14 protein-coding genes are annotated in these 17,300 nt (G+C 71.2%); 9 read left to right on the forward strand and 5 right to left on the reverse strand.

The genetic code is table 11. From position 1 onward, the window contains the following. Positions 1-30 precede the first annotated feature (30 nt). From ACIHAA_RS23185 to ACIHAA_RS23200, 4 genes are all read right to left on the reverse strand, one after another. The gene (locus ACIHAA_RS23185) at positions 31-2,313 is read right to left on the reverse strand and encodes a (Fe-S)-binding protein (RefSeq protein WP_399820121.1); all 2,283 of its coding nucleotides are present in this window, start codon (positions 2,311-2,313) and stop codon (positions 31-33) included. Between the two features lie 170 nt (positions 2,314-2,483). Further along, complete coding sequence (locus ACIHAA_RS23190; protein WP_399820122.1) at positions 2,484-3,347, reverse strand: glutaminyl-peptide cyclotransferase; 864 nt, start codon at positions 3,345-3,347, stop codon at positions 2,484-2,486. Further along, positions 3,340-5,211: a DUF4012 domain-containing protein gene (locus tag ACIHAA_RS23195; RefSeq protein WP_399820124.1), complete on the reverse strand. Its 1,872-nt coding sequence runs from the start codon at positions 5,209-5,211 to the stop codon at positions 3,340-3,342. Before ACIHAA_RS23195 ends, ACIHAA_RS23190 begins: the two co-directional genes overlap by 8 nt. Then, positions 5,208-5,795, reverse strand: coding sequence for a hypothetical protein (locus tag ACIHAA_RS23200; RefSeq protein ID WP_399820126.1), 588 nt, complete (start codon positions 5,793-5,795; stop codon positions 5,208-5,210). The genes ACIHAA_RS23195 and ACIHAA_RS23200 overlap by 4 nt, the downstream gene beginning before the upstream one ends. A gap of 331 nt (positions 5,796-6,126) precedes the next feature. Between ACIHAA_RS23200 and ACIHAA_RS23205 the strand changes: the two genes are divergently transcribed. The 8 genes from ACIHAA_RS23205 (at position 6,127) to ACIHAA_RS23240 (ending at position 15,244) form a co-directional block, all read left to right on the forward strand. Continuing rightward, positions 6,127-7,590, forward strand: a complete 1,464-nt coding sequence (locus ACIHAA_RS23205; protein WP_399820127.1) for a polysaccharide biosynthesis tyrosine autokinase — start codon at positions 6,127-6,129, stop codon at positions 7,588-7,590. 16 nt (positions 7,591-7,606) lie between these two features. Beyond that, positions 7,607-8,158 (forward strand): low molecular weight phosphatase family protein, encoded by a 552-nt coding sequence (locus ACIHAA_RS23210; protein ID WP_399820129.1) that lies wholly within the window; start codon positions 7,607-7,609, stop codon positions 8,156-8,158. A gap of 178 nt (positions 8,159-8,336) precedes the next feature. Beyond that, positions 8,337-10,187 carry a molecular chaperone DnaK gene (gene dnaK, locus ACIHAA_RS23215; RefSeq protein ID WP_399820131.1) on the forward strand — a complete coding sequence of 617 codons (1,851 nt, stop codon included), beginning with the start codon at positions 8,337-8,339 and terminating at the stop codon, positions 10,185-10,187. Continuing rightward, complete coding sequence (gene grpE / locus ACIHAA_RS23220) at positions 10,184-10,843, forward strand: nucleotide exchange factor GrpE (RefSeq protein WP_399820133.1); 660 nt, start codon at positions 10,184-10,186, stop codon at positions 10,841-10,843. Before dnaK ends, grpE begins: the two co-directional genes overlap by 4 nt. A gap of 39 nt (positions 10,844-10,882) precedes the next feature. Then, positions 10,883-12,052, forward strand: a complete 1,170-nt coding sequence (gene dnaJ / locus ACIHAA_RS23225) for a molecular chaperone DnaJ (protein WP_399820135.1) — start codon at positions 10,883-10,885, stop codon at positions 12,050-12,052. Positions 12,053-12,056: 4 nt separating this feature from the next. Further along, complete coding sequence (locus tag ACIHAA_RS23230) at positions 12,057-12,506, forward strand: heat shock protein transcriptional repressor HspR (RefSeq protein WP_399820136.1); 450 nt, start codon at positions 12,057-12,059, stop codon at positions 12,504-12,506. A gap of 392 nt (positions 12,507-12,898) precedes the next feature. Beyond that, positions 12,899-14,005: a sugar ABC transporter substrate-binding protein gene (locus ACIHAA_RS23235; protein WP_399820138.1), complete on the forward strand. Its 1,107-nt coding sequence runs from the start codon at positions 12,899-12,901 to the stop codon at positions 14,003-14,005. A 201-nt stretch (positions 14,006-14,206) separates the two neighbouring features. After that, on the forward strand, positions 14,207-15,244 hold the full coding sequence (locus ACIHAA_RS23240) for a LuxR C-terminal-related transcriptional regulator (RefSeq protein ID WP_399820140.1): 1,038 nt from the start codon (positions 14,207-14,209) through the stop codon (positions 15,242-15,244). 28 nt (positions 15,245-15,272) lie between these two features. Here the strand turns inward: ACIHAA_RS23240 and ACIHAA_RS23245 are convergent, their stop codons facing one another. Continuing rightward, positions 15,273-16,322 (reverse strand): helix-turn-helix transcriptional regulator, encoded by a 1,050-nt coding sequence (locus tag ACIHAA_RS23245; protein WP_399820142.1) that lies wholly within the window; start codon positions 16,320-16,322, stop codon positions 15,273-15,275. A gap of 336 nt (positions 16,323-16,658) precedes the next feature. On the opposite strand from ACIHAA_RS23245, the gene ACIHAA_RS23250 reads away from it, so the two are divergent. Next, positions 16,659-16,955, forward strand: coding sequence for a (2Fe-2S)-binding protein (locus tag ACIHAA_RS23250; RefSeq protein WP_399820205.1), 297 nt, complete (start codon positions 16,659-16,661; stop codon positions 16,953-16,955). Positions 16,956-17,300 lie beyond the last annotated feature (345 nt).

Below are 17,300 nucleotides of genomic sequence, written 5' to 3' on the forward strand. Positions count from 1 at the left end.
GGGCATGCGCGCGGCGGGCGCGCGGGGGTGTTACTTGACCGGCTCGGGCTCCGGCTCGCTCTCCGCCTCCGCGTGGCCCGCCGGGTCGGCCGGCGTCCGGACGGAGTCCAGGAGCAGCTGGGCCACGTCCACGACCTGGATGGACTCCTTGGCCTTGCCGTCGTTCTTCTTGCCGTTGACCGAGTCGGTCAGCATCACGAGGCAGAACGGGCAGGCGGTGGAGACGATGTCGGGGTTGAGGGAGAGGGCCTCGTCGACGCGCTCGTTGTTGATGCGCTTGCCGATCCGCTCCTCCATCCACATCCGGGCACCGCCCGCGCCGCAGCAGAAGCCGCGCTCCTTGTGGCGGTGCATCTCCTCGTTGCGCAGGCCCGGGACCTTGCCGATGATCTCGCGCGGGGGCGTGTAGATCTTGTTGTGGCGGCCCAGGTAGCAGGGGTCGTGGTAGGTGATGATGCCCTCGACCGGGGTGACCGGGACCAGCTTGCCCTCGTCCACCAGGTGCTGGAGCAGCTGGGTGTGGTGGATGACCTCGTAGTCGCCGCCGAGCTGCGGGTACTCGTTGCCGAGGGTGTTGAGGCAGTGCGGGCAGGTGGCGACGATCTTCTTCGCCGACCTGGGCTTCCTCGACTCCTCGGTGGCCTTGCCGTCGTCGTCCAGCTCCTCGCCGAACGCCGTGTTCAGGGCCATCACGTTCTCCATGCCGAGCTCCTGGAAGAGGGGCTCGTTGCCCAGGCGGCGGGCGGAGTCACCGGTGCACTTCTCGTCGCCGCCCATGATCGCGAACTTGACGCCCGCGATGTGCAGCAGCTCGGCGAAGGCCTTGGTGGTCTTCTTGGCGCGGTCCTCCAGGGCGCCCGCGCAGCCGACCCAGTAGAGGTACTCGACCTCGGTGAGGTCCTCGATGTCCCGGCCGACCACCGGCACCTCGAAGTCGACCTCCTTGGTCCACTCCAGGCGCTGCTTCTTGGCCAGGCCCCAGGGGTTGCCCTTCTTCTCCAGGTTCTTGAGCATCGTGCCCGCCTCGGACGGGAACGCGGACTCGATCATCACCTGGTAGCGGCGCATGTCGACGATGTGGTCGACGTGCTCGATGTCGACCGGGCACTGCTCGACGCAGGCGCCGCAGGTGGTGCAGGACCACAGGACGTCCGGGTCGATGACGCCGTTCTCCTCGACGGTGCCGATCAGCGGGCGCTCGGCCTCGGCGAGGGCGGCCGCGGGCACGTCCGCCAGCTGCTCCTCGGACGCCTTCTCCGTGCCCTCCATGGTCTTGCCGCCGCCGGCCAGCAGATACGGCGCCTTGGCGTGCGCGTGGTCGCGCAGCGACATGATCAGCAGCTTCGGGGAGAGCGGCTTGCCGGTGTTCCAGGCGGGGCACTGCGACTGGCAGCGGCCGCACTCGGTGCAGGTGGAGAAGTCCAGCAGGCCCTTCCAGGAGAACTGCTCGACCTGGGAGACACCGAAGACGTCGTCCTCGCCGGGGTCGGTGAAGTCGATCGCCTTGCCGCCGGACGTCATCGGCAGCAGCGCGCCGAGCGCGGTCCCGCCCCGCGCGTTCCGCTTGAACCAGATGTTGGGGAAGCCCAGGAAGCGGTGCCAGGCCACACCCATGTCGGTCTTCAGGGAGACCGTGATCATCCAGATGAAGGAGGTGGAGATCTTCAGGGCCGCGAGGAAGTAGGTGAGGTTCTGGAGCGTGGAGACGTCCATGCCCCGCAGCCAGGCCACCACCGGGTACGAGATGAAGAAGGACGCCTCGTAGCCGTCCACGTGGTGCTGGGCGCCCTCGAGCGCGTGCAGCAGGAAGATGCAGACGCCGATGATGAGGATGACGGCCTCGACGAAGTACGCCTGGCCGGTGTTGGAGCCCGCGAAGCGGGACTTGCGGCCCGGCTTGTCCGGCCTGCTCAGCTGGCGGATCACGATCAGGGTCAGGATGCCCAGCGTGGTCGTGGTGCCGATGAACTCGATGAAGACGTTGTACGGGGTCCACTCGCCGAGGAACGGCAGCAGCCAGTCGGCCTTGAACAGCTGGCCGATGGCGTTGACGATCGTCAGGATCAGGGTGTAGAAGCCCACCGCCACGAACCAGTGTGCGACACCGACGATGCCCCAGCGGTTCATCCGGGTGTGGCCGAGGAACTCCCTGACCACGGTGACGGTGCGCTGGTAGGGCTCGTCGGTGCGCGTGCCCGCGGGCACGTTCTGGCCGAGCCGCATGAAGTTGTAGATCTGGAGGAGGGCGCGGGCGAACAGGGCCACGCCGACCACGATCAGAACCAGCGACACGATGATCGCGGCGAGTTGCATTTCGGGGCTCCTCGGGCCTGCGAGGGTTTTCCTCCGATGTACGTCCTGTGTACGCCGAAGGCGCGATTACTAAGCGGTAACTTATGGGTCGGTCTGAGACTACCCAGTTATGCCGCCGCACTGTAGTCGCGTGAGCGGTGATCTGCGTCGCTGTGGCCCCGCCCGCCGGTTCAGGCGCCCGGGGCCCCCGCACCGGCCGCCGGAGCGAACGTCACACGGAACATTCTGGGCCAGTACTTCCCCGTGACGAGAAACTGGTCCGTCCCGGGAACGGCCGCGATCCCGTTGAGCACCGCTCCGGGGGGCAGCGGGTCCTTGCCCGCAAGGCCCGAGGCGTCGATGTCCGCGGTCACCGCGCCGGTGGCGGAGTCGATCCGCACGATGCGGTCGGTGTCGTACACATTGGCGTACACCGCGGAGCCCACGCACTCCAGCTCGTTCAGCCGGGTCACCGGGGTGCCGTCCTCGGTGACCGTCACCCCGCCCCGCTCCACGAGCGAGCCCGGGTCCCGCAACGCCAGCCGGGCCGAGCCGTCGCTGGTCACCAGCAGGCCGCGATCCCTCTGGAAGCACATCCCCCAGCCCTCGCCCGGATACCGGACCCGGCGCAGCTCCTTCAGGGTGGCCGCATCGCGTTCCACGGCGAGGTGGTCCCGCCAGGTGAGCTGCCACAGTGTCCGGCCGAGCACGGTGATCCCCTCGCCGAACAGGGGCCCGGGCAGCGCCGCCCGCGCCCGGGGCGGCCGGCCCGGGGGCCCCGCCTGCACCCAGGAGCCGCCGGAGATCCCGGTGCCCTCGTAGAGGGTGCGCCCCGCCATCTCCAGTCCCTCGGTGAAGGCCGCGGGGTCGTGCGGGAGCACCTCCAGCACCCTGACCCGCAGCCGCTCGGCCCGGTGCCGGTGCGCGGCGGGCGCCCCCGCCGCGGGCGCCGGGGGACGGGCGCGGGCGGTGTCCCCGGCGGCGCAGGACACCAGCGGCAGCGCCCCCGCCAGCAGGGCCGCCCCGGTCAGGACGGGTGTCAGGCGGTCACGCACGGCAGGTACCTCCCGGTTTCAGGACCGCCCGCAGGGGTGTCACCAGCGGCTGGCGCAGCAGCACCGGGGTGTGGTCGGCGCGGGGTTCCAGCAGATGCAGCACCAGGGTGCGCCGGGAGCGGGCGGGCAGCTCCAGGTCCAGGGTGAACACGGCGTGCCCGCGCTCGGTGCCGGAGGAGAGCAGGGCCGGGCGGCCGTCCAGCTCGGCACCGGCGAGCAGGGCCCCGGCCGACGCGTAGTAGGAGACCAGCAGCCGGTTGTCGCCGGGCCGGGTGCGGTACGGCGGGGCGTCCTCCCGGAGCGTGACATAGCCGGGCAGCCCGGCGGGCGCCCGGTTGGCCAGGGTCACCGTGACGGTGACCGGGTGGCCGCCGCCGGAGCAGTCGTCCCCCCGCGCGTCCCAGAGCAGGCTCCGGTCGAGGTAGTAGTCCAGCTTGGAGCCCGCCGCGTTGTTCACCACCAGGCCCGCGAAGGGGCCCGGGGCGTCCGGGAGGACACCGCCGTACGGGCGGGACGCGAGCAGCCGCTCCTCCTCGGCGTGGGCGCTGAACACCTTCAGCCGTCCGTCCCGCTCGGCGCCGTACGCGGCGAGCAGCAGCCCCGGCAGCGTCCGGCCGTCGTCGGCCGCGGACATCAGCCGGGCGGCCGCCGCGCGCGCCGCCTCCACGAAGAACGCCTTGCGCCTGGTCTGGTCGCCGTAGACCGCGTAGCTGGTGCGCTCGGTGAGGTCCACGACGTTCTGCGCGGTCAGCACGGTGCCGTCGGCCGTCCGGGCGGGGCCGGTGGCCCCGAGGAAGCGGCTGAGGGCGACCGGATCGAGGGCGATCACCCCGTCCACCCGCTCCCCGGTGTGCCGCTGCCAGGCGGCCGACCAGATGCGGGCCGCGTAGGGGAAGTGCGGGCTCATGTTGGAGTTGGCCCACACCGTGGTGGGGTCGGCGCCCCGGTAGCGGGCGGCGAACTCGGCACCGAGTCCCGGGTCCGCGCCCGCCGCGGTCATCTCGGTGTTGTTGCCGAAGCGTTCGAAGGACAGTCGGCCCCGGTCGGCCCGCAGCACGGCGAAGGCCCCGGGCACGCCCCCGGTGCCGCGCGCCTCGGCGATGTTCTGGAAGGCGAGGAAGTAGTGCCGTTCCCCCTGGACGCCGAGCATGGGCGGCAGGACCCGGGCCGCCACCGAGACATCGGTCAGCACCGGCGCCAGGCGGTCCAGCTGCCGGGAGAGCCCGGCCCGGGCCCGGTCCGCGGCGGGCAGCCAGGTGGCCGCGGGCAGCCGGTGCACCTCGGCCCGCACCTCGTCGGCGACGCCCGCGGCCCGCACCAGCCGGGGGGCCGAGCGCCGCAGTGCCGTGAGGGCCTCGGCCAGGGCTCCGCCGCGGCCGTCCGGGGCGGCCGCCGGGAGGGCGTCCGCCAGCGGGGTGAGCACCTGCCCGGTCAGCCGGTCGGCCGCGCGGGCCGCTCCGCGCACGGTGCGGACCGGGTCGCCCGCCACCGGCAGCAGGGCCGCCGCGTACCAGGCGGGGCCGCCGGTCAGGCGGTGCGCCCGGGCGGCGTGCCGGGCCGCGGACCGCACGGCCGCCAGCTGCTCCCGCGCGGTGCCGGGCGTCCGGTCGGCGGCCGCCGGGTGCCGCAGTCCGTCCAGGTCCCGCTGGGCGGCGAGCATCTCGGAGCGGGCGAGGACCCCGGTGACACCGATCCAGAGGGCGGTGCCCACCGGGAGCGCGGCGGCGGTCAGCAGGGCGGCCCGGAGCGCGCGACGGCGGACCCGGGCCCCCGTGCCCGGGCGGCCGGACCCGGGCACGGGGACGGCGTCCCGGCCGGGGCCGGGACGCCGTGGTGCCGCGGTACGCGTGTCCTGTTCGGTCATGAACTGCGGCGACGGCGCACGGCCAGCAGCGTGCCGCCGCCCGCCGCGATCAGACCCGCCGCGGTCCCGCCGAGGGCCAGGGTCTTCTCGCTGCCGGTGGCCGCGAGGCCCGCGCGCTGCCCGGGGGCGCCGTTGCGGCCGTCCCCGTTCCGGTCGTGGCGGCCGTGGTGGCGCCCGTCACCGGGGAAGCCGGGGCGGCCGACCCCGCGCACCACCCGGAGTGTGGCGGAGGCGCTGCGGAAGGGGTTGCGCTCGACGAGCCGGAAGACGTGCAGCCCGAGGCGGGTCCTGCGCGGGATGGTCACGGTCCCGTCCACCGTCCCGTTGAGGTGGACCCGGAAGCGGCCGAGATCGACCGGACGGCTGAACAGCTCGGCCAGGACGAACCGCTGGGGGAAGAAACCGGTGCCGTGGAAGGTCACCCGGCCTCCTTCGGGCACCACGGTCCTGCTGAGGGTCAGGGTGGGCGGCGGCGGGGGGTACTGCGCATGGGCGGTCCCTGCTCCTACCAGCGGTGCGGCCACGAGCACAGCAGCCGTTGCTGCGGATGCCAGGGCGCGCCGCCGTCCGGGGGATGGCGTCATCGTGTTCACTCTCCTCTAGGTCGGTCCGGGCCAGGCGGCTGCTGCGTCGGCCGTGGTGCATGATCTGGATACATCGAATAAATGGGACATTTGATCCCGACGGACCTGCTGATGCCCAGAAGTCACCGGATGGGGGAGCGGTTGCTCCTCAATGGCCCAAGCCCTCGTGCCGATGGAGTGACGGGCGGAATATGCCGCCGGGGGCCGTTCGGCGGCCCGGCGGGCGGTGCCTCCCCCGGTTGGTGCGCGCGAGTGCCTATCTTCGGCTGTGCGCACAGGGAACATAGCGCCTCAATACGGGCGGTTCCCTTGGTTCTATGAGGGGTGCAGCTTGGATCTCCACGGATTCCTGAAGGCTCTGGGCAGGCGTTGGCCTACCCTCGTGGTCTGCCTGGTGCTCGCGATCGGGGCGTCGGTCGCCGCGACCTGTCTGAGCAGGCCCGTCTACGAGGCCCGGACCCAGCTCTTCGTCGCCACCCGCACCGGCGACGACACGGCCCAGCTCAACCAGGGGCAGAGCTTCTCGCAGGCGCGGGTGCAGTCCTACGCCGCGATCGTGACGACCCGTCAGGTGACCGCGTCCGTGGTGAAGAAGCTGCGTCTGCACACCACGCCCGAGCAACTGGCGTCGCGGCTCACCGCCAGCGCCCCGCTCAACACCGTCCTCATCGACATCACCGTCCGGGACACCGCCCCCCAGCGCGCGGCGCGGATCGCCAACGCGGTCGCCGACCGGTTCGGCGAGGTCGTCGAGCGGCTGGAGACGCCCCGGCGCGCCGCCGTCTCCCCGCGCTCCGGACGGCATGCCCGGGCCGAGGCGCCCGACTCCCCCGTCTCGCTGAGCGTCACCCAGGAGGCCGTTCCCCCGACGGCCCCGGTCGCGCCGCGCCCGCTGCTCAACCTGGCCGCCGGGGTGCTGGCCGGTCTGCTGCTGGGCGCCGGGCTCGTCGCCGTCCGCGAGAACCTCGACACCACGCTCAAGTCGGGCGAGGCGCTGGGGGAGTTCACCGGACTGCCGGGCCTCGGCAGCATCCCTTACGACAAGAACGCCGTCCGGCAGCCGCTGCTCAGCGCCGACGTGCACTCCAAGCGCGCCGAGGCCTTTCGCAAGCTGCGCACCAACCTCCAGTTCGCGCAGGTCGACGACCGGCCGCGGATCATCGCGGTGACCAGTTCGGTGCCCGGCGAGGGCAAGACCAACACCGCGGTGAACCTCGCCTGCTCGCTGGCCGAGGCCGGGGTCTCCACCTGCCTGGTCGACGGCGACCTGCGCCGCCCCTGTGTGGCCGGGCACTTCGGCCTGGTCAAGGACGCCGGTCTGACCACGGTCCTGATCGGGCAGGCCCGGATCGAGGACGTGATGCAGGAGGCCGAGGGCCGCCTCGCCGTGCTCACCAGCGGGGCCGTCCCGCCGAACCCCACCGAACTGCTCGCCTCGGCACGCATGGAGGAGGTGCTGCGGGAGCTGGCGGACCTGTACGAGGTGGTGATCGTGGACACGGCGCCGCTGCTGCCGGTCGCCGACACCGTCGGACTCGCCTCGCTGACCCAGGGCGCGCTGCTCGTCGTCCGCGCGGGCCGCACCAGCCGCCACCAGCTCCGCACGGCCGCCGAGTCGCTGGAGCGGGTGGGCGTACGGGTCCTGGGCACCGTCTTCAACATGGCCCCGGCCCCGAAGGGCGACCGCTACGGCGCCTACGGGAACTACGGCGAACTGCCCGCGCCCCGCGCCTCCACCGGCCCCGCGGCCGGGTCCGGCGCGCCCCCGGCGGCCCGGGGGGCGGACGGGAGTTGAGCGGGGGCGGCGGGGCATGACCGGGGTGCTGTTCGTCTGCACGGGCAATGTGTACCGCTCGGCGCTGGCCGAGCGGCTGCTGGCCGCACGGCTGGGGCCCGGTTCCGCGGTGCGGTCCGGGAGCGCGGGCACCGAGGCGTGGCACCGGGCCGGGATGGACGGTGCCACCCGGAGGGTGCTGGAGGAACTGGGCGGCGACGGCGCGGACTTCGCGTCCCGGCCGCTCGCCGCGCCGCTGGTCGCGGACGCCGCCCTGGTCCTGGGGCTCGCGCGCGAGCACCGGGAGGCGGCCGTGCGGCTCGTCCCGGCGGCACTGCGGCGCTGCTTCACCCTGAAGGAGTTCCTGCGGCTGGCGGCCGGGGCGGAGGTGCCGCCGGGGGGTGCCGCCGCCGCGGTGGCGGCGGTGGCCGCCCGGCGGGGCCGGGTCGCCGCGGTCGCGCCGGAGGAGGACGACATCGCGGATCCCTGGGGCAGGCCGCACCATGAGCTGTACGCGTGTGCCCGGGAGATCGACGGGCAGGTGACCAGGCTGGTGCGGGTGCTTCAGGGCCCCGGAACGACGGTCTGAGCGCACCCCACCGACGCCTCGCCGACGTCCTGCTTACGGCTCTCACCTGCGGTTTCTTCGGTATTGCCGAGCATCGCCGGACAAAAGTTGAGTGAGGTTGACTCAGGTCTGTTGACGTCGTGCGATCCCTCGTGCATCCTTGAGCCTGTTCCACTCAAGTCAGCTGGAGGAATCAAAAATGGCACGTGCGGTCGGCATCGACCTGGGCACGACTAACTCCGTCGTCAGCGTTCTGGAGGGCGGCGAGCCCACCGTCATCACCAACGCCGAGGGTGCCAGGACCACGCCGTCCGTCGTCGCCTTCGCGAAGAACGGTGAGGTGCTGGTCGGCGAGGTCGCCAAGCGCCAGGCGGTCACGAACGTGGACCGGACCATCCGTTCCGTGAAGCGCCACATGGGCACGGACTGGAAGATCGAGCTCGACGGGAAGCAGTTCAACCCGCAGCAGATGAGCGCCTTCATCCTGCAGAAGCTGAAGCGCGACGCGGAGTCCTACCTGGGCGAGAAGGTGACCGACGCGGTCATCACCGTCCCCGCGTACTTCAACGACTCCGAGCGCCAGGCGACGAAGGAGGCCGGCGAGATCGCGGGCCTGAACGTCCTGCGCATCGTCAACGAGCCGACCGCGGCCGCCCTGGCCTACGGCCTCGACAAGGACGACCAGACGATCCTCGTCTTCGACCTCGGCGGCGGCACCTTCGACGTGTCCCTGCTGGAGATCGGCGACGGTGTCGTCGAGGTGAAGGCCACCAACGGTGACAACCACCTCGGCGGCGACGACTGGGACCAGCGCGTCGTGGACTACCTGGTCAAGCAGTTCCAGTCCGGCCACGGCGTGGACCTGTCCAAGGACAAGATGGCCCTCCAGCGCCTCCGCGAGGCCGCCGAGAAGGCCAAGATCGAGCTGTCCTCGTCCACCGAGACCTCGATCAACCTGCCGTACATCACGGCGTCCGCCGAGGGCCCGCTGCACCTGGACGAGAAGCTCACCCGCGCCCAGTTCCAGCAGCTGACCGCGGACCTGCTGGAGCGCTGCAAGACGCCGTTCCACAACGTCATCAAGGACGCCGGCATCTCCATCAACGAGATCGACCACGTCGTCCTCGTCGGTGGCTCCACCCGTATGCCCGCCGTGGCCGAGCTCGTCAAGGAGCTGACCGGCGGCAAGGAGGCCAACAAGGGCGTCAACCCGGACGAGGTCGTCGCCATCGGCGCCTCGCTCCAGGCCGGTGTCCTCAAGGGCGAGGTCAAGGACGTCCTGCTGCTCGACGTCACCCCGCTGTCCCTCGGTATCGAGACCAAGGGCGGCATCATGACCAAGCTGATCGAGCGCAACACCACGATCCCGACGAAGCGTTCGGAGATCTTCACCACGGCCGAGGACAACCAGCCGTCCGTGCAGATCCAGGTCTACCAGGGCGAGCGCGAGATCGCGGCGTACAACAAGAAGCTCGGCATGTTCGAGCTGACCGGTCTGCCCCCGGCGCCGCGCGGCGTCCCGCAGATCGAGGTGTCCTTCGACATCGACGCCAACGGCATCATGCACGTGACCGCCAAGGACCTGGGCACGGGCAAGGAGCAGAAGATGACCGTCACCGGCGGCTCCTCGCTGCCGAAGGACGAGGTCGACCGGATGCGCCAGGAGGCCGAGCAGTACGCGGAGGAGGACCACCGCCGCCGCGAGGCCGCCGAGACCCGCAACCAGGGCGAGCAGCTCGTCTACCAGACCGAGAAGTTCCTCAAGGACAACGAGGACAAGGTCCCGGGCGACATCAAGACCGAGGTCGAGGGTGCCGTCGCCGAGCTGAAGGAAGCGCTCAAGGGCGAGTCCGCCGAGGGCGACAACACCGCCGAGATCCGCTCCGCCACGGAGAAGGTCACGGCCGTCTCCCAGAAGCTGGGCCAGGCCCTCTACGCCGACGCCCAGGCCTCCCAGGCCGCCGCGGGCGGCGCCGAGCAGCCCAAGGCCGAGGACGACGTGGTCGACGCCGAGATCGTGGACGACGAGCGCAAGGACGGTGCCGCGTGACGGAGGAGACCCCGGGCTTCGAGGAGAAGCCCGACGTCCCCTCCGGCGCCACCCCTGAGGACGCCGAGCCGAAGGCCGCCGCCCCCTCCTCGGAGGAGGCGGCGGCCCCGGCAGGGGACGCAAGCGCACAGGACGCCGGTCTGGTGGCCCAGCTGGACCAGGTGCGTACGGCGCTCGGTGAGCGCACGGCGGACCTCCAGCGCCTCCAGGCCGAGTACCAGAACTACCGCCGCCGGGTCGAGCGCGACCGGACCACGGTCAAGGAGATCGCCATCGCGAACCTCCTGACCGAGCTCCTGCCCGTGCTCGACGACATCGGCCGCGCACGGGAACACGGCGAGCTGGTCGGCGGCTTCAAGTCCGTCGGCGAGTCGCTGGAGACCGTCGCCGCGAAGCTGGGCCTCCAGCAGTTCGGCAAGGAGGGTGAGCCCTTCGATCCGACGATCCACGAGGCCCTGATGCACAGCTACGCGCCGGACGTCACCGAGACGACGTGCGTGGCGATTCTCCAGCCCGGGTATCGCTTCGGCGAGCGCACCATCCGCCCCGCGCGGGTGGCGGTGGCCGAGCCGCAGCCCGGGGCGCAGACGGTCAAGGCCGAGGAGACGACCGAGGCGGGCGACGACAAGGAGAACGGTGGCCCGGACGAGGGCTGACGTACACCACGGACGCACAGGGAAGGAGGGGCGTCGGGGATGAGCACCAAGGACTTCATCGAGAAGGACTACTACAAGGTCCTCGGCGTCCCCAAGGACGCCACCGAGGCCGAGATCAAGAAGGCGTACCGGAAGCTCGCCCGCGAGTTCCACCCGGACGCCAACAAGGGCAACGCCAGGGCGGAGGAGCGTTTCAAGGAGATCTCCGAGGCCAACGACATCCTCGGGGACCCCAAGAAGCGCAAGGAGTACGACGAGGCCCGCACCCTCTTCGGCAACGGGGGCTTCCGCCCCGGACCCGGGGCGGGCGGCGGCTCGTTCAACTTCGACCTCGGCGACCTCTTCGGCGGCCAGGCCGGCGCCGGAGGGAACTTCGGCGGGGGCATCGGTGACGTCTTCGGGGGCCTGTTCAACCGCGGCGGCGGCGCGGGCACGCGCACGCAGCCGAGGCGCGGCCAGGACATCGAGTCCGAGGTCACGCTGAGCTTCATGGAGGCGGTGGACGGCGCGACCGTACCGCTGCGCATGTCCTCCCAGGCGCCCTGCAAGGCCTGCTCGGGCACCGGCGACAAGAACGGCACCCCCCGGGTGTGCCCGACCTGCGTCGGCACCGGGCAGGTGGCACGGGGTTCGGGCGGCGGCTTCTCGCTGACCGACCCCTGCCCCGACTGCAAGGGCCGCGGTCTGATCGCGGAGGAGCCCTGCGAGGTCTGCAAGGGCAGCGGCCGGGCGAAGTCCTCCCGGACGATGCAGGTGCGCATCCCCGCGGGTGTCTCCGACGGGCAGCGCATCCGGCTGCGCGGCAAGGGCGCGCCCGGTGAGCGGGGCGGCCCGGCCGGCGACCTGTATGTCGTCGTGCATGTCAACGCGCATCCGGTCTTCGGCCGCAAGGACGACAATCTGACGGTGACCGTGCCGGTGACGTTCGCGGAGGCGGCGCTCGGCGCCGACATCCGGGTGCCCACCCTGGGCGGGTCCCCGGTCACCCTGAAGCTACCCCCGGGCACGCCGAACGGGCGCACCATGCGTGCCCGCGGCAAGGGCGCGGTCCGCAAGGACGGCACCCGGGGCGACCTGCTGGTCACCGTGGAGGTGGCGGTCCCCCAGGACGTCTCGGGCAAGGCCCGCGACGCACTGGAGGCCTATCGCGAGGCCACCTCGGAAGAGGACCCGCGAGCGGAGTTGTTCCAGGCCGCGAAGGGAGCATGAGGCGATGGACGGCCGTCGACGCAACCCGTACGAACTGACCGAGGACACCCCGGTCTATGTCATCTCGGTGGCGGCCCAGCTCTCCGGACTGCACCCACAGACGCTGCGCCAGTACGACCGCCTCGGGCTGGTGTCCCCGGACCGCACCGCGGGCCGGGGCCGCCGCTACTCGGCCCGCGACATCGAACTGCTCCGCCAGGTGCAGCAGTTGTCGCAGGACGAGGGCATCAACCTGGCCGGGATCAAGCGCATCATCGAGCTGGAGAACCAGGTCGCCGCGCTCCAGTCCCGGATGGCGGAGCTCCAGGACGCGCTGGAGGGCGCGGCGGCGACGATGCGTCAGCGCGAGGCCGCGGTGCACGCCTCGTACCGTCGCGACCTGGTGCCGTACCAGGAGGTGCAGCAGACCAGCGCGCTGGTGGTGTGGCGGCCCAAGCGGCAGCTGAACGACTGACGCGCGGTCGCGTGGACAGGGAAGGGCCCGGAGGCCGGAAACGGCTCCGGGCCCTTCCGTATGCCCCCGCCCCGACGCGGAAGTGACGCGGATCACGTTTGCAGGCATCGCTGAACGCCCCTGCCTGCCCAGCGAGTTGACGGAGCGCCGGGCGCGGAGCCCGCGCAGGCCGGGGGTGGAATCTCCATCCGGCGGGGGTTTGGAAACGGGCGCCGCACAAGACCCTCTTGGTTTTCACTTGACTTCCACGGGGATGCTGTTGCCATCTCGTTAACCGGTACTTCTTGACGCTGCCCACCGTTGCCGCGTTGGCTTTCAGCCACCTGGGTCGCAATGCTGCTCCCCCGCCCGGAAGGTCTGATGTGAACGCTCGTACCACCCGCAGGACCGCTGTGCGTCGAATCGCCATAGCCCTGGCCGCCGCACCGGCGGCCGTCTCCCTCGCCGCGTGCGGGGTCGTCGACGGAGTCGGCGGGGGCAGCAGCTCCGCCTCTCCGAAGAAGGGCGACGACATCACAGTGGGTCTCCTCCTGCCGGAGAAGGAGAACCCGAGGTACGACAAGTTCGACTACCCGATCATCCGGGACCAGGTGCGCTCCCTCACCCACGACAAGGGCAAGGTCGTCTACGCCAACGCCAACGCGGACGCGGCCAAGCAGAGCGAGCAGCTCGACCAGATGGTCGCCGACAAGGTGGACGTCCTGCTGGTGGACCCGGTGGACGCCAAGTCCATCGCGCCCGGCGTGCAGAAGGCCAAGGACGCGGGCATCCCGGTCATCGCCTACGACCGGCTCGCGCAGGGACCGATCGACGCGTACATCTCCTTCGACAACGAGCTGGTCGGCCAGGTGCAGGGCCGCGCCCTGGTGGACGCGCTCGGCAGCAAGGCGGAGACCGCCAAGGTCGTCATGATGAACGGCTCGGTCACCGACCCCAACGCGGCCCAGTTCAAGGCGGGCGCGCTCGGCGAGCTCCAGGGCAAGGTCAACATCGTCAAGTCCTACGACACCAAGGACTGGAAGCCGGAGAACGCCAAGGCGAACATGGCCGAGGCGATCCGTGCGGTCGGACTGGGCAACATCGCGGGCGTCTACTCCGCCAACGACGGCATGGCCGGCGCGGTCATCGAGGAGCTGAAGGCGGCGGGCGCCGCCAAGCTGCCGCCGGTGACCGGGCAGGACGCCTCGCTGGACGCCGTGCAGCGGATCGTCTCCGGCGAGCAGTACATGAGCGTCTACAAGTCGTACCCCGAAGAGGCGAACAACGCCGCGGAGATGGCGGTCGCCAAGGTCCAGGGCCGCTCGATCGAGTTCGACGCGCTGACCCGGGACAAGGTCGACAGCCCGACCGAGAAGCGGATCCCGTCGATGCTGGTGCCGGTGGTCGCGCTCACCAAGGCCAACATCCGGGACACCGTGATCCAGGACAGCATCTACACCGTCCAGGACATCTGCACCCCCGAGTTCAAGGCGGACTGCACGGCGATCGGCCTGAAGTAGCCGGTACGGGCCCGTGGTGACGGGCCCCCGTCACCTGGGTGCAATCGGAACTTCCGGAGGGAGGGAGAATCCCGGACGTTCCCGGAGGGAGCGGGCGCCGGAAGGGCCGAGCCTTGTTGCGGAGGCGGGCCGGTCCGCGCATAGTTGCGCTGCGAAGGCGCTCAGGACGCCGGAACCGGGAGTGGGAGCCAGGGGTGGAAGATGGCCGGGCACGGGACGGACGCGCATCCGCACGGCGCTGACCGGCTCTGCGAGTCCGGGAACCGCGTGTACTCCCGTGCGGTGCGCCGGGGCCGGGTGCCCCGCGCCGACGCCGCTGCGGTGCCCTGCCTGCTGGAACTCGCGCTGCTGCACCCGGACCCCGACGACATGGACTGGCTGGTGCCGACCTCCCCGCAGGAGGTCATGACCAGGCTGCTGCGCGGGGTCCACGAGGAGGTCAGCGCGAGCCGGGCACGGGTCGGGGCGGCGGTGGCCGCGGTGGAGTGGTACGCCGGGCTGGGCGGCCGTGAGCAGGGCTCCCCGGAGGGCGTGGCGATCCGGGTGCTGGACGGGCTGCCGCGGATCCGGGCCGCCATGGACGAGGCGACCGAGCGGTGCACCCGTGAGGTGCTGACCGTACAGCCGGGCGGCATCCGCCGCGAGGACGAACTCTCCGAGGGCCTGCACCGGGCCCTGGAAATGCGGCGCCGGGGCGTCCGGATGCGCGATCTGTACACCCATGTCGCCCGGCACGGCCAGGGGCTGCACACCTACATGGAGCTGATGGGCGACGCGGCCGAGGCGCGCACCCTGGACGAGGTGCCCGAACGGCTGATCCTCTTCGACCGCACGGTGGCCTTCGTCCCGGCGAACACCGACCGCACCATCGCGCTGGAGCTGCGCCACCCGGCCCTGATCGACTATCTGGTGACCGTCTTCGAGCGGCTGTGGCGGCTGGCGATCCCGCTCACCTCACCGCTGCCGGAGACCGGTATCGACGGCATCACCCACCGGGAGCGCTCGATCGCGGCGCTGCTGGCCGAGGGTCACCAGGACGCGGCGGTCGCCGAGCGGCTCGGCATCAGTGTGCGCACCTGCCGCGCCCATATCGCCCGGCTCTCCGAGACCCTGGGGGCGGCCAGCCGGACCCAGCTGGGCGTCCGTATCGCGCAGGCGGGCCTGGACGGCCCGTCCCGCACCCCCCAGTTGATGCCCCTCACCGCGCCCGGCGCCCCCGAGTCCCCCGCCGGCCTCTGAGACGGCCGCCGAGGCGCCGGGTAGGGCCTCACGGCGGCGGTGGGGGCCCGGAGCCCTCCGACGGCAGTGGTTCGCCCTGGCTCAGGATCCCCGACTTGGCGATCAGATAGCCGAGCTGGGCCCGGCTGCCGCTGCCGAGGGCCGTGGCCAGCTTGGCTATGTGAGCCCGGCAGGTGCGTACGTTCATGCCCAGCCGCCGGGCTATGGCCTCGTCGACATGGCCCTCCACCAGGAGTTTGGCGATGGAGTGCTGGATGTCCGTGATGCCGTCCGGGTCGGTCTCGTAGGGAGTGCCCGCCTGGAGCGGCACCGCGCGGCCCCACATGAACTCGAAGACCTTCACCAGATAGCTCACCAGGCCCGGGTGGCGCAGCTCCAGGGCGACCTGGCGGTCGTCGCTGATGGGGATGAAGGCGACCGCCTCGTCGCAGATGATGAGCCGCTCGACCAGTTCGTCGATGGTGCGGTACTCGGCCTTGCCGTCGGTGAACTGGTCGACGTAGGCGAGGCGTTCGGGGCTGTAGCGGGCGGTGTGCTGGTACAGCGTGCGGATGCGCACCCCGCGCTCGATCAGCGGCCGGTCCCGCTCCAGGCCCTCGATGAGCCGGCGTTCGGGCCGGTGGCCGCTCGGCTGGACCGTGAGCATCTCGCTCTGGCACTGTGCGGTGGCCAGGTCGAGCGCCGCGTTGATCCGGTCCAGGCCCTCCAGCACCGTGATCGAATGCGTGGGCGCGGTCGCCTGGGCGCTGAGGGCCATGAACGGCTCGAAGGTTTCGGCCAGAGTGGTCGACAGCCGCCTGCGCTCGGATATCTCACGCTCTATCGGGTTCAGCCGCCGGGCCAGGGCGACCGAGGGGGGAACCGGACGCAGCCAGGTGGCGTCGTCCGGATCGGGATGCAGAAGGGCGAACTCCATCAGACACGGGGCCTCTTCCGCGTCGGCGCGCGCGATACGCCCTGTGCGCAGGGCATTCGCGTACAGGCGGCCGCCCTCCTCGCACAGTTCGGTCAAGGCATGGGGATGTGTCGCTTTAGCCCGATTGGTTGTCAAACCTCCACCCCCCAGGGTCCTGAACATGCAGGAACATGATGCACCGATTGTGTGGCCATGACGTGCCCGAATGAGCCATCGTCTAAGTCGACGGGGGAAGAGGGGACCTTCAAGTGAGGACGAAGCCGACTATGGGTAAGAGAATGCTTCGCTCGGTGCTTGTCGCCACCTTCTCCGCCGTTGTGGCCTTCGGAGCACTGAGTGGCCTCTCCGGCACGAAGGGGGACGTGCGAGCCGACAGCGTCTGGTCTTTGGTGCCTGCTTCTTCCGCGGCCGCTGCTGCCGGGACGCCGGTCCACGCAGATGACAGCGTGTGGAGCTGATGTGACCACTCCTCCGGACGACCGCACCTTCCGCCGCGAGATGGCCACGGCCTACCGCTCCGGCTGGCACTTCATCGACCTGGTCACCGCCATCCCCCACAGTGGTGACTCGTTGATGGTGACCGTGTTCGGAGAGCCCGTCGTCGTCACCCGTGACGAGGACGACGATGTGCGGGCCTACCGGCTTCTGCGGCGGCCTCGGGGGGCGCCGCAGCCTGTCCGGTGCGCCATACGGTACGGAATGATCTTTGTGAACCTGGACCAGCGCGACCACCGGCTGGTCGAACCGGACACCCCGGACCTCCAGACCATCTCAGCCACCCCCCGCAGTGCCTGACGCGATTCCCCCGTCGCAACAGATCGCTCAGGTGCTTCCCCCCGCAGCGGCGTCACCGTGACCTGAACACGGTGACGCCGCTGTGTTTGTGCGGAAACTCCGGGTATGCCCCGGCGCCATGGTGGCCGGAACCAGTCGTTACCCGGGGTTCACTCCCCGCCCCGCCCTTCACCATCCGTGACCTCGCCTTCCCGGCGGCCGCTGAGCCATGCCCGCGTCCCGGGCCGTATGTCCCGCTGCCCGCTGCCCGCTCCGTGCGAGCAGCGGGCACTGTGCGTTCCCGTTCGCGCCTTGAGTGGAATAGACTCAACTTTGTGTACGTTGCTCTCGTCAGAGTGACGGACG

This window comes from Streptomyces sp. NPDC052040, assembly GCF_044548405.1.
Taxonomy (GTDB): domain Bacteria; phylum Actinomycetota; class Actinomycetes; order Streptomycetales; family Streptomycetaceae; genus Streptomyces.

Coding starts and splice junctions, on each gene's coding strand:
- ACIHAA_RS23200 (WP_399820126.1), bottom strand. CDS start 5,795: ATGACGCCATCCCCCGGACGGCGGCGCGCCCTGGCATCCGCAGCAACG.
- ACIHAA_RS23185 (WP_399820121.1), bottom strand. CDS start 2,313: ATGCAACTCGCCGCGATCATCGTGTCGCTGGTTCTGATCGTGGTCGGC.
- ACIHAA_RS23240 (WP_399820140.1), top strand. CDS start 14,207: ATGGCCGGGCACGGGACGGACGCGCATCCGCACGGCGCTGACCGGCTC.
- ACIHAA_RS23195 (WP_399820124.1), bottom strand. CDS start 5,211: ATGACCGAACAGGACACGCGTACCGCGGCACCACGGCGTCCCGGCCCC.
- ACIHAA_RS23245 (WP_399820142.1), bottom strand. CDS start 16,322: ATGTTCAGGACCCTGGGGGGTGGAGGTTTGACAACCAATCGGGCTAAA.
- ACIHAA_RS23250 (WP_399820205.1), top strand. CDS start 16,659: ATGGCCACGGCCTACCGCTCCGGCTGGCACTTCATCGACCTGGTCACC.
- dnaJ (WP_399820135.1), top strand. CDS start 10,883: ATGAGCACCAAGGACTTCATCGAGAAGGACTACTACAAGGTCCTCGGC.
- ACIHAA_RS23230 (WP_399820136.1), top strand. CDS start 12,057: ATGGACGGCCGTCGACGCAACCCGTACGAACTGACCGAGGACACCCCG.
- dnaK (WP_399820131.1), top strand. CDS start 8,337: ATGGCACGTGCGGTCGGCATCGACCTGGGCACGACTAACTCCGTCGTC.
- ACIHAA_RS23210 (WP_399820129.1), top strand. CDS start 7,607: ATGACCGGGGTGCTGTTCGTCTGCACGGGCAATGTGTACCGCTCGGCG.